The 11,664-nt window shown below is 73.3% G+C and carries 10 protein-coding genes and 2 pseudogenes; 2 read left to right on the forward strand and 10 right to left on the reverse strand.

Annotation, left to right across the window (positions count from 1 at the left end; genetic code table 11):
- The 6 genes and pseudogenes from KJS59_RS05185 to KJS59_RS05210 form a co-directional block, all read right to left on the reverse strand.
- Positions 1-366: pseudogene (locus tag KJS59_RS05185) on the reverse strand (LCP family protein); the annotation flags it as partial.
- A 57-nt stretch (positions 367-423) separates the two neighbouring features.
- A complete protein-coding gene (locus tag KJS59_RS05190) occupies positions 424-1,698 on the reverse strand; it encodes an LCP family protein (RefSeq protein ID WP_213451138.1) in 1,275 nt (424 codons plus the stop codon).
- 67 nt (positions 1,699-1,765) lie between these two features.
- Positions 1,766-2,743 carry an NAD-dependent epimerase/dehydratase family protein gene (locus tag KJS59_RS05195; RefSeq protein ID WP_213451139.1) on the reverse strand — a complete coding sequence of 326 codons (978 nt, stop codon included), beginning with the start codon at positions 2,741-2,743 and terminating at the stop codon, positions 1,766-1,768.
- A 114-nt stretch (positions 2,744-2,857) separates the two neighbouring features.
- Positions 2,858-4,534 carry a solute symporter family protein gene (locus tag KJS59_RS05200; protein ID WP_213451140.1) on the reverse strand — a complete coding sequence of 559 codons (1,677 nt, stop codon included), beginning with the start codon at positions 4,532-4,534 and terminating at the stop codon, positions 2,858-2,860.
- A complete protein-coding gene (locus KJS59_RS05205) occupies positions 4,531-4,890 on the reverse strand; it encodes a DUF485 domain-containing protein (protein ID WP_213451141.1) in 360 nt (119 codons plus the stop codon). The genes KJS59_RS05200 and KJS59_RS05205 overlap by 4 nt, the downstream gene beginning before the upstream one ends.
- A 141-nt stretch (positions 4,891-5,031) precedes the next feature.
- Complete coding sequence (locus KJS59_RS05210) at positions 5,032-5,562, reverse strand: flavin reductase family protein (RefSeq protein ID WP_249713888.1); 531 nt, start codon at positions 5,560-5,562, stop codon at positions 5,032-5,034.
- A gap of 81 nt (positions 5,563-5,643) precedes the next feature.
- On the opposite strand from KJS59_RS05210, the gene KJS59_RS05215 reads away from it, so the two are divergent.
- Positions 5,644-6,612 carry a DMT family transporter gene (locus KJS59_RS05215; RefSeq protein WP_213451142.1) on the forward strand — a complete coding sequence of 323 codons (969 nt, stop codon included), beginning with the start codon at positions 5,644-5,646 and terminating at the stop codon, positions 6,610-6,612.
- On the opposite strand, the gene KJS59_RS05220 is transcribed toward KJS59_RS05215, so the two are convergent.
- From KJS59_RS05220 to KJS59_RS05235, 4 genes are read right to left on the reverse strand one after another with little or no spacing between them, the layout of a single operon-like run.
- Complete coding sequence (locus tag KJS59_RS05220) at positions 6,596-8,272, reverse strand: ABC transporter permease (RefSeq protein ID WP_213451143.1); 1,677 nt, start codon at positions 8,270-8,272, stop codon at positions 6,596-6,598. The two genes, KJS59_RS05215 and KJS59_RS05220, sit on opposite strands and share 17 nt — an antisense overlap.
- On the reverse strand, positions 8,263-9,024 hold the full coding sequence (locus KJS59_RS05225) for an ABC transporter ATP-binding protein (protein WP_213451144.1): 762 nt from the start codon (positions 9,022-9,024) through the stop codon (positions 8,263-8,265). Before KJS59_RS05225 ends, KJS59_RS05220 begins: the two co-directional genes overlap by 10 nt.
- Positions 9,021-10,748 (reverse strand): sodium/solute symporter, encoded by a 1,728-nt coding sequence (locus KJS59_RS05230; protein WP_249713889.1) that lies wholly within the window; start codon positions 10,746-10,748, stop codon positions 9,021-9,023. The genes KJS59_RS05225 and KJS59_RS05230 overlap by 4 nt, the downstream gene beginning before the upstream one ends.
- Before the next feature lie 3 nt (positions 10,749-10,751).
- Complete coding sequence (locus KJS59_RS05235) at positions 10,752-11,150, reverse strand: DUF485 domain-containing protein (RefSeq protein ID WP_213451145.1); 399 nt, start codon at positions 11,148-11,150, stop codon at positions 10,752-10,754.
- Positions 11,151-11,269: 119 nt separating this feature from the next.
- Here KJS59_RS05235 and KJS59_RS32115 point away from each other — a divergent pair.
- Positions 11,270-11,614, forward strand: a pseudogene (locus KJS59_RS32115) (Uma2 family endonuclease); the annotation flags it as partial.
- Between the last annotated feature and the right edge of the window lie 50 nt (positions 11,615-11,664).

Below are 11,664 nucleotides of genomic sequence, written 5' to 3' on the forward strand. Positions count from 1 at the left end.
GATCGGCACCCGCCAGTCCCGCGGGATCGACACCAGGTACCCCTGGTCGTGGCTGGCCGGGATGTGCAGGATGACGATCGTGTCCGAGCGGGCGCCCGCGTCCGGGCCGTCATTCGGCCGCACGTCGATGCCGACCAGCAGGAGGTTGATCGCGCCCTTGATGGTCGACCCGCCCGGCCCGCTCGCCGCGGCGGCGTCCCCGCCGATGAGGTTGGTCGTGGTGATCCCCGAGGTGGCCTCGTTGATCGCCACCCGGGCGAGCACCACCGTCGCGCCACTGCCCACCATCAGCAGGGCACCGAGGATCACGACTAGCCGCGCCCAGAGCGGGTCACGCCGGCGACGCCGCGGGGGCGCGGAAAGCATGGGCGCCACCGTAGCCACGGTGGCGGTACGGAAAATGGCCGCCAGGTAGCGCCCGGCTTAACTCCCCGGCTTGCCCGCCGGCACCCCGTTCGCCGCCGACCACTCCGCCATCTTGTCCGCGCGCATCGCCCCGTAGAGGTTGACGGCCTTGTCCCGGTCGGAGAGCAGCACCGACTCCCCGTCGATGGTGTCGCTGCCCGCGGTCGGGTTGGTGAGGAACGTGAGGTTCTCCCCGCGCAGCCCCTTGAACTGCCACGCCAGGTCCGGCAACTGGAAGGTCTTGTCCACGGTCACGGCCTTGGTGACCGACTCCAGGAACGCCTTGAGCTTGAGCGGGTTGGCCAGCGTGCCGTTGCTCGCCGCCTTGTCCATCAGGGCCCTGAGGAACTCCTGCTGGTGGCGCATGCGGGCGAAGTCGCCGTCCGGGAACTGCTTGCGCTGCCGGATCCAGTCCAGGGCCTCCTCACCGGTCATGTGCATGGGGCCCGCGGTGAACACCCGGTACGGCTTGTGGATCGAGGTGATCGTCTGGTCCACCCTCAGGTCCACCCCGCCGAGCGCGTCGACGACCTGCTTGAAGCCGGCGAAGTCGATCGACAGCACGTGGTCGACCCGCACGTCGGTGAAGCACTCGACGGTCCGCACGGCCAGCGGCAGCCCACCCCAGGCGAACGCCGCGTTGATCTTCGCCCGGCGCTCGGTGGCGCAGCTCGCGCTCGGGTTCTCCGGCACCGGCACCCACAGGTCCCGGGGGATGGAGACCAGGTAGGCGTGGTCGTGCGAGGCGGCGATGTGCATCATGATGATCGTGTCGGCGCGCCACTGGCTGGCCTTGTCCATCGGGGCGTCCGGGTCCCGGGAGTCGCTGCCGACGACGAGGATGTTCAGCGCGCCGTTCAGCGAGATCGGCGGGCGCCCGCCGGAGATCGCCGAGAACGGGTCGGTGCGGGCGACGTTGCTGGCCACCCCCCGGTACCACAGCAGCCCGCCGCCCCCCAGCAGGAGCAGCAGCAGGACGCCCAGCACCAGCGAGATGCGCCCCCACCGCGGGCGGACGCGCGGCCGGCGGGGAGCGCCACCGGGGCCGCCGGAGCGGCCGCCCCGCCCGCCCGGCCCGCCGGGGCCACCCGGCCCACCGGGCGACCGGGCCTCGCGCCGGCCCTCCCCGGACCGCTCCCGAGATCCCTGCGACGCCGCCCGGCCCGAGGCGCGGCCGGCCGGCGCCCCGGAGGAGCGTTCCGGTCGCCGGCGCGGCGGCTGGGACTGCGATCCGGGCACCGACGCGCGACCCGAAGCGCCGCGCCGGGGCGGCCCGGATGTCGAGGTTGACATTCCACCAGGGTACGTACCGGCGGCCCGGGCGCACGTCAGTCAACGCCGGGCGGCACAAACAGGGGAATCAGTGCAGCCGCTGGCGGAAGTGCTCGATGGTGCGGCGCAGACCCTCCTCCGGCCCCACCTCCGGCCGGTACCCGAGCAGCGTCCGGGCCCGGGTGAGGTCCGGGCGGCGCATCTCCGGGTCGTCGGCGGTGCGGGGCAGGAACACCAGCTCGGAGCGGCTGTCGCTCAACTCGATGATCCGGGTGGCCAGGTCGCGCATCGACATCTCGTGCTCGGTGCCGCAGTTGATCGGCCCGGTCTCGGCCGAGTCCAGCAGCAGCAGGATGCCGCGGACCAGGTCGTCCACGTAGCAGATGGACCGGGTCTGGTCGCCGCTGCCGTGCACGGTCAGCGGCGCGCCGCGCAGGGCCTGGCTGATGAACGTGGGGATGGCCCGGCCGTCGTCGGGGCGCATCCGGGGGCCGTACGTGTTGAAGATCCGCACGATCGCTACATCCACCCCCCGGCTGCGGTGGTACGCCATGGTCGCCGCCTCGGCGAAGCGCTTGGCCTCGTCGTAGACGCTGCGCACGCCGACCGGGTTCACGTTGCCCCAGTACGACTCGGGTTGGGGGTGCACGTGCGGGTCGCCGTACGCCTCGGAGGTGGAGGCGAGCAGGAACCGGGCGCCGTCCTCGGCGGCCCGCTCCAGCAGGTGCAGCGTGGCCACCGACCCCACCCGGAGGATCTCCACCGGGAGCGCGGAGAAGTCCGTCGGGCTGGCCGGCGAGGCCATGTGCAGGATCGCGTCGAAGCGTTCGACCAGCGCCGGCACGTGCTCGGGCAGCCCGTCCGAGACGTCCGCCTTGACGAGCGTGAACAGCGGCTGCTCCCGCAGGTGGGCGATGTTCTCCTCGGAGCCGGTGACGAAGTTGTCCACCGCCACCACCGTGCAACCGCGCTCGACCAGGACGTCGACCAGGTGCGACGGGACGAAACCGGCGCCGCCGGTGACCAGGATCCGGTGCCCCTCGCCGTACCGCCGCTCGACCGCCATGAGCGTCAGCCTATCGGTGCCGGTCGGTGCGGGCGGGTGAAGGGTGGCCGGATGGGACGATGGCCGGCCCCGTCGGGCGGGGCCGGCCACCTCTTTTCTTCCCAGCGTCCCGCGTCAGTGGGCGCCGGCGCCCGTGAGCGAACGGACCTCCAGTTCGGCGTACTTGTCGGCGTCCGACTCCCCGCTCAGGATCGTGCCGAGCCAGCCGCACAGGAAGCCGATCGGGATCGAGATGATGCCCGGGTTGGACAGCGGGAACCACTGCCAGTCCTGGTGCGGGAACATGGCGGTCGCCGCCCCGGAGACGACCGGCGAGAAGAAGACCAGCACCACCGCGGAGATCAGCCCGCCGTAGATGGCCCAGGTCGCGCCGGAGGTGTTGAACCGCTTCCAGAAGAGGCTGTAGAGGATCGCCGGCAGGTTGCCGGAGGCGGCCACCGCGAACGCGAGCGCGACGAGGAACGCCACGTTCAGGTTCTGCGCGAAGATCGCCAGCACGATCGAGACCGCGCCGATCACGAAGGCCGCGATCCGGGCCACGTTGACCTCCTGGCGCTCCGAGGCCTGCCCACCCTTGACGACGTTGGCGTAGAAGTCGTGGGCGAGGCTGGACGAGGAGGCCAGGGTGAGCCCGGCGACCACCGCCAGGATCGTGGCGAACGCGACCGCGGCGATCACCGCCAGCAGGGCGGCGCCGCCGGTGTCCCCGCCGAGGTACCGGATGCCCAGTTCGCGGGCGAGTTGCGGGGCGGCGGTGTTGCCGGCCTTGTCCTGCGCGGTGATGTTGGCGCTGCCCACCATGGCCGCCGCGCCGAAGCCCAGGGCCAGGGTGAGCAGGTAGAACACGCCGATGATGCCGATCGCCCAGAGCACGCTCTTGCGGGCCGCTCGGGCGGTGGGCACCGTGTAGAAGCGGATCAGGATGTGCGGCAGGCCGGCGGTGCCGAGCACCAGCGCGATGCCGAGCGAGAGCAGGTCCATCTTGCTGTAGAAGGTGTCCAGGGCGCTGGCCGACTCGATGCCGTACCGCAGCCCCGGTTCGAGGAACTTCTCGCCCTTGCCGGAGGCCGCCGCCGCGTCGCCGAGCAGCGTGGACAGGTTGAACCGGTAGGCCGCCAGCACCATGATCGACATGAGGATGGCGCCGCCCATGAGCAGGAACGCCTTGACGATCTGGACGTAGGTCGTGCCCTTCATGCCGCCGACCGTCACGTAGACGATCATCAGCGCGCCGACCAGTACGATCGTCCCCACCTTGGCGGTGGCGGCGTCCATGCCCAGGAAGGTCTGCCCCGGCTTGATGCCCAGCAGCAGCGCCACCAGGGCGCCCGCGCCGACCATCTGGGCCAGCAGGTAGAAGATCGACACGGTGATCGTCGAGACCGCCGCCGCCGTGCGGACCGGCTTCTGCCGCATCCGGAACGCCAGCACGTCCGCCATCGTGTACTTGCCCGAGTTGCGCAGCAGTTCGGCGACCAGCAGCAGGGCCACCAGCCAGGCCACCAGGAAGCCGATCGAGTACAGGAAGCCGTCGTACCCGTAGAGCGCGATCAGGCCGGCGATGCCCAGGAACGAGGCGGCGGACATGTAGTCCCCGCCGATCGCCATGCCGTTCTGGAAGCCGGAGAAGGTGCGGCCGCCGGCGTAGAAGTCGGTGGCGTTGCGGGTCTGCCGGCTGGCCCAGATGGTGATGGCCAGCGTGACCGCGACGAAGAAGAGGAACAGCGTGATCGTGATCGTCCGCGCGGTCGAGCTGGTGACCTCCGCGGCGAGGGGGACAAGGCCGTTCACTGCGCGCCACCCTCCAGGTCGTGCCGGATCTTGTCGGCGATCGGGTCGACCTTCCGGGCCGCGTACCGGGCGTAGTACCAGGCGATGAGGAACGTCGAGACGAACTGGAGCAGCCCGAAGATCAGCGCGATGTTGATGTGCGTGTCGCCGATCCGGGTGTTCATGAAGCCCCGGGCGTACGCCGAGAGGATCACGTACAGGGCGTACCAGAGGAAGAACGCGACGGTCGCCGGGAAGACGAAGCCGCGCAGCGCCTTGCGCAGCCCGGCGAACTCGGCCGACTGCTGGACGGCCAGGTAGCGGCCGCGCTCCGGTTCCGGCTCGGTGGAGACGGTCTCGGGGGCGTCTGTGCTCATTCGGTGTCACCACCTTCACAAGGGGTGTTCGGGTGAGGTTCACCGGGGACGCTAGGGATCGACATGCCTCGTGCACGGGCGCGTGCCGGCGGATGCGCCGAACGGCATCTCCCCTGCGCCGAGTGACCGGCGCCACAGCGGTCAGCGGTCGTCGACCTGCCGGTACCGGCCACGCAGGTGGAGCAGGGGCAGCTCGCCGTCCCCGACCGCCACCTGCTCGATCGTGGCCTCGACCAGCAGCCCCCACCCGTACGGGCGGGCCGCGTCGAGGCGGCAGCCGGCCCAGGTGGCAGCGCCCTCCGGTACCGGGCCGTAGCCGGTCTCCCGCCACCCGCCGGTCTTGAACGGGCCGCCGGGCGCGGGCATCAGGCCGGCGAACCGGTCGGCCAGGTGCCGGTCCCGCGCGGTGAGCGGCGTCACTGCGAATCGGCCGGCCGCCTCCACCGCCGCCCACAGGTCGGACTCGTCGTCCACGATGCCGAGCAGCCGCCCGGGGTCGCCGTCCACCACGACCGTGGACGAGACGGTCAGCCCGGCCGGACCGGGCGCGGTCCACAGCGTCACCGCCGCGGGCAGGCGGCCGCGCAGCCGGCGCACCGGCGACCGCTCCGCCGCCGGGGTGGCGAACGGGTCGGTGCCGTGGATCCCGGCGCCCGGCTCGAAGTCCCGCACCCCACCATCCTGCCCGCCCCGCACCGGGCCGCGCAGCGCGGGACCTTACTGAGTCGCCACTCAGTCCGGTACCGTTCGGCGGTGCGGCGGCGGGCGACCTGGGCGGTGGGGGGCATGCTGGCCGCCGCCGCCGTCTGGGGCTTCACCTACCTGTGCACGGTCTGGGTGCTCGCCGAGGCCAGCACCGCGAGCTTCCTGGCCGTCCGGTTCCTGGCCGCCGGCGCCCTGCTGGTCGCGCTGCGCCCGGGCGCGGTCCGCGCCCTCACCCGCCGGGAGGCGACCGCCGGCGCCGGCCTGGGCGTCCTGCTCGCGGCGGGCATCGGCCTACAGGTCGAGGGCCTGCGGCACATCTCCCCGGCCGTCTCCGGCTTCGTCACCACGCTGTACGTGGTGCTCACGCCGCTGCTCGGCCGGGTGCTGCTGCGCCGCCCGGTGGGCCGTGCCGGGTGGGCCGCCGCGCTGCTCGCCACCGCCGGCCTGGCCCTGCTGACCCTGCACGGCCTGGCGGTCGACCTCGGCGTCGCGCTGACCCTGGCCGGCGCGGTCGCGTACTCGTTCCACCTGATCGGGCTCAGCGAGGTATCCACCCCGGACCGGGCGCTCGGGCTCACCGCGGTCCAACTGCTGGTCGTCGGCGCGGCCGGGGCGGCCTGGGCGCTGGCCGAGGGGGTCCGGCTGCCGCACCGCCCCGGCGCCTGGGGCTGGATCCTGTTCTGCACGGTCGCCGCCACGCTGCTCGGCTACCTGGTGCAAACCTGGGCGCAGGGCTATGTGGACGCCACCCGGGCGGCGGTCGTGTTCGCCACCGAGCCCCTGTTCGCCGCCGGCTTCGCCGCCCTCGCGGGCAGCCCGCTCGGCGCGCGTGACCTGCTCGGCGGCGCCCTCATCCTCGCCGGCGTCCTGCTCCCGGTGGCCCGCCGCCGCCGGCTCCCGGTCGCGGCGCCCCCGCCCGATCCGGCGGCCACTCCCGGGCCGTCCACTCCGGTGGCGGTTGCTCCCGGGCGGGCGGACCGCCGCAGCGGTGCGGGTGAGGCTAGCGGCGCGGCGTGACGGCCTGGAGGAGTTCGGGGGCGCGGCGGTCGAGGATGTCGCCGCCGATGTAGGAGCCCAGGGCCGCGGCCCCCAACCCGTACCCGAGGCCGGCCGGCAGGGCCAGCCAGGACCAGGCGTCCCCGCTCAGCGCCGCGAGCAGCGCGACGGGCGCGGCCAGCGCCGCGGTCGCCACCAGCGAGAGCAGCGTGAGCAGGCTCTTGGCCACCCCGGCGCCGGTGTTCACCGCGAACGGGTTGGTGGTCTCGGGCAGCGCGTAGGCGCCGAACAGCGAGATGATCTGGTTCACCGCCAGCCCGCCGCCGTACGCCGCCCACAGCCCGCCGAGCATCGCGGGTATCCGGGCGGGGTCGCCGAGCAGGAGGCTGATCAGCACGGCGATCACGGTCAGCATGGGGACGATGTAGACGCTGTACGCCACCGCGCGGGCGCGCAGTTCCGTGCGGCCGGGCACCGGGATCGTCAGGTGCGCCGCGTACGCGCTGCCGTCGAAGCCGAACAGGTTGGCGAGGGTGACGGCGGCCAGTGCCCCGACCGAGATCATCGACAGCGTGATGGCCAGCGGGGGCGGTGTGGGCGCCTCGTCGAGCCCGGTCAGGCGGCCGAAGCCGATCGTGAAGACCAGCGGCAGGAAGATCCCGACCACGCCGAACGTGATGAGGTTGGCGCGGCGGCGGGCGTCCCGCCACCAGTAGCGGACCTCCCGGGCCACCAGCGCGCCGAACGGGCTCGCCGGCAGCCGCAGCGGACGCGGGAGCAGGGCGCCGACCGCACCGCCCGGCGCGGCGGGCGCCCGGTCGCGGCGGCGGGTGCCCGAGGCGCCGGTCGCGCCGAGCATCGCCGACTCGAGCGAGCGGGACCACCACCACAGGAGCGCGGCGATCACCGCCGCCACCATCGCGAGCTTCACCGGCACCGCCCACCAGGTGCCCGCGGCGGCGTCCGTGCCCACGGTGTACGCGGCGGCGAGCGGGGTCCAGCCGAGGGCCCGGCTGACCCGGACGAGCTGGTCCAGGTCGGTGTGCTGGGCGGCGCTCAGCACGAAGATCTGGAGCGGGCCGAGCATGGCGGCCAGCAGCGCCAGCACGATGGCGGCCAGGTCGCGCATGCGGCGCGAGCGCAGCATGCTCGCGAGCGCGCTGGTCAGCGCCCGGCTGACCGTGACGCCCAGCACCAGCCCGGCGAGCACGCCGACGAGTTGCACGGCCGCCGCGGCGGGCCCGCCCCGGGCCCCGGCGGCGACGACCATGCCGCTGGTGGCGAACAGCACCATCAGCACCGGAACGCTGATCAGCGCGCCGACCAGCAGCCCGGTCACCAGGGTGCGGCGGCGCAGCGGCAGCAGGGCGAACCGGGCCGGATCCAGCGTCTCGTCCACGCCGAACCAGATCGGCGGCAGGAACACCCAGCCGAGCGTGAGCCCGGCGCCGCCCAGCGCCGGGGCGATCACCGCGAACTCGTCGCTGTCCGCGTACCCCGAGACGAGGAACAGCAGGAACGCCACGCCGGCCAGCCACAGCCCGAGCAGGCTGCCGACGATGAACAGCGCGATCCGCCAGCCCTGGCCGCGGAAGTTGTTGCCCAGCACCCGCAGTTTCAGCCGGGCGAACGTGCTGATCCGCACCCGGCCGGCGGGCGGCGCGGCGGCGGTCAGAGCCACGACAGTTCCTGACCGGTCGCGGTGCGGCCGCCCACCACCTCGACGAAGACCTCCTCCAGGGGCCGCTCGCCGCGCACCTGCTCCAGCGTGCCGACGCTCCGGATGACCCCCTCGGCCATGATCGCGATGTGGCTGCACAGCCGCTCGACCACCTCCATGACGTGGCTGGAGAAGATCACCGTGCCGCCGCCGGTCACGTACCGCTGGAGGATGTCGCGGATCAGGGCGCCGCTGACCGGGTCCACCGCCTCGAACGGCTCGTCCAGCACGAGCAGGCGGGGCGCGTGCAGCAGGGCGCAGGCCAGGCCGATCTTCTTCTTCATCCCGGCCGAGTAGTCGATCACCAGGGTCCGCCCGGCGTCGGCCAGGGCCAGCACGTCCAGCAGTTCGGCCGCGCGCCGCTCCACCACGTCCCGCTCCATGCCGCGCAGCAGGCCGGTGTACGCGAGCAGTTCGGCGCCGTTGAGCCGGTCGAACATGCGCACCCCGTCCGGCAGCACCCCGAGCAGGCGCTTCGCCTCGACCGGGTCGTGCCACACGTCGCGCCCCAGCACCCAGGCGCCCCCCGCGTCGGGGCGCAGCAGGCCGACCGCCATCGACAGCGTGGTGGTCTTGCCGGCGCCGTTGGGGCCGAGCAGGCCGAAGAACGAGCCCGGCGGCACGTCCAGGTCGAGGCCCGCCACCGCCGTCTTGTCATCGAAGCGCTTGACCAGCCCACGCAGGCTGAGCGCGGCATGCTCCCCGTCTGTCACGCCTTGACGGTACCCGCTGTCCGCACCCCGGCGGCCGGAGCGGTCCGTGGCCGGTCCGGCTCGGGTCGCAGCGGTTCGGGCGCGTGCAACCGCAGCATGGTGGTGCCCACGTCGGCCGGCACCCGGCGTCGGGTCAGCGCCGAGCCGACCAGCATCACCAGGAACGACAGCGGCACCGTCCAGGCCGCCGGCTGCCCGATCAGCGTGGCCGGCCACGGCGCCATCGGCGGCCCGGCGACGGTCACCAGCACCGCCAGCACGGACGCGCCGCCCCCGGCCACGATGCCGGCGGCGGCGCCCACGTCGGTCAGGCCCCGCCACCAGATGCCGAGGACCAGCAGCGGGCAGAACGTGGACGCCGCGACCGCGAACGCCATCCCGACGACCTGGGACACGTCCAGGCCGAAGACGTTCAGCGCCAGCAGCGTCGGTACCGCGCCGGCCAGCACCGCGGAGATCCGGAATCCGCGGACCGAGCCCGGCTGCGCCATCCCGCCGCGGCCGAACACGTCCGTGGACAGGACGCCGGCCACGCTGGTCAGTAGCCCCGACGAGGTGGACAGGAAGGCGGCGAACGCGCCGGCCGCGACCAGCGCGCCGAGCAGTTGCCCGAGCAGTCCGCTGCCGAGCGCGGCGCCGGGCAGCAGCAGCACCACGGCGTCGGTCTCGCCGGTCATCAGCAGGTGCGGGGTGTAGATCCGGCCGAGCACCCCGTAGAGGGTGGGGAACAGGTAGAACAGCCCGACCAGCGCGAGCACCACCAGGGTGGTGCGGCGGGCGGCGGCGCCGTCCGGGTTGGTGTAGAAGCGCACCAGCACGTGCGGCAGCCCCATCGTCCCGAGGAACGTGGCCAGGATCAGGGAGTACGTGCCGAACAGGCCGCCGTCCTCGCGGTGCCGGTCGCCGGGGAGCAGCCAGTCCCCGCCGAACTCCGCGTCGACGCCGGAGACCCGCGGGACTGGCGTCCCCACCGCGAACTCCAACCGCTCGCCGTGGCCGACTTCCAGGGTGGCGCCGTCCGGGAAGGTGAGCGTGGCCGGCCGCTCCACGACGACCGTGGTGGCCCGGGGGAAGGTGGTGCCGCCGACCGGCGTGACCGGCGGCCGGTCGGTGGCCTGCCAGTGCAGCGCCAGGAAGATCACCGGGACGGCCAGGGCGGTGAGCTTCAGCCAGTACTGGAACGCCTGGACGAACGTGATCGCCCGCATCCCGCCGAGGGCCACGTTCGCCGTCACCACCCCGCCGACCAGCAGCGCGCCGAGGGCGTACGGGCTGCCGGTGACCGTGGCGAGCGTCAGCCCGGCGCCCTGCAACTGCGGCACCAGGTACAGCCAGCCGATGAACAGCACGAACGCGGTGGCCAACTTGCGCAGCCGGCGGGAGCGTAATCGCACCTCGCAGAAGTCCGGCAGGGTGAACGCGCCGGACCGGCGCAGTGGCGCCGCCACGAACAGCAGCAGCGCCAGATACCCGGACGCGAAGCCGACCGGGTACCAGAGCACGTCCACGCCGTGCTTGAGAACCAGGCCGGCCACGCCCAGGAAGCTCGCCGCCGACAGGTACTCCCCGCCGATCGCGGCCGCGTTCCACGTCGGGCTGATCGCCCGGGACGCCACCAGGAAGTCGGACGTGGTGCGGGCCATCCGCAGCCCGTACGCGCCGATCACCACCGTCACCAGGGTCACCGCCACGATCGCGGCCACGGTGTACGGGCTGGACCCCACCGCTCAGCGCTCCGGCCGGCGGACCACCGCGGTGAACTGCTGCTCGTTGCGCTCGGCCAGGTGCACGTACGCCCAGCCGACCGCGACCAGGAACGGGTACGCCACGAGGCCGAGCAGCAGCCACGGCACGTTCACCCCGAACACCCGCGCGGTGCCGGCGGCCGGGGCCACCACGAACAGCAGCGGCAACCCGCCCAGCCCGACCGCGACCACCAGGGTCAGCCGCAGCGCCAGCACCAGTTGCGCCCGCACCAGGCCACGGACCAGCGCGTCGCCCACCCCGCTCGGCTCGCTCAACTCCACCCGGTCGCCCGCGAGCCGCTCCCCCGCGCTCCGGCGCTGCCTCAGCTCGCCCAGCACGACCCGGGTGCGGGTGGGGGGCTGGGCGCGCTTGGTGGCCATGCCCGGCAGTCTTGCGGGGCATGGCCCGTCACGCAATCACCAAGACCGACTTGTGGATAACTACCGGTGCCTGTGGATAACTCCGGCTCGCCCCGGCGGGGTCCGGTAGAAGAGACACCATGTCAGTGACCCTGATCCGACCGGACTCGAATCCCTCTGGACGGTGGACGACCGACGGTGGACGACCTCGCCGGGCTCCCCGAGGGCTACCGCTACGAATCTTCGACGGGAGCCTCATCGTGAGCCCGCACGCGGACGTGTCACACGGCGGCGTCGCGAACCGCCCGCACCGCCCGCTCGGTCGGCAGGCGCCGGCCGAACCGCTGGTCGTCAAGCGGCACGAGTACGCCGTGGCCGGCATCCCGCAGTACTGGATCGTCGACCAGGCGCGGCAGACGCTCACGGTGCTGCGCCTGACGGCCGGCCGGTACGCCGAGACGGCAGGCGTGCACCCGGGCGAGAACTGGCGTGCGGAGGAGCGTTCCCGCTCGCCATCGACCCGGTCGAGCCGTTC

It is taken from the genome of Rhizomonospora bruguierae (assembly GCF_018397995.1).
Lineage (GTDB): Bacteria > Actinomycetota > Actinomycetes > Mycobacteriales > Micromonosporaceae > Rhizomonospora > Rhizomonospora bruguierae.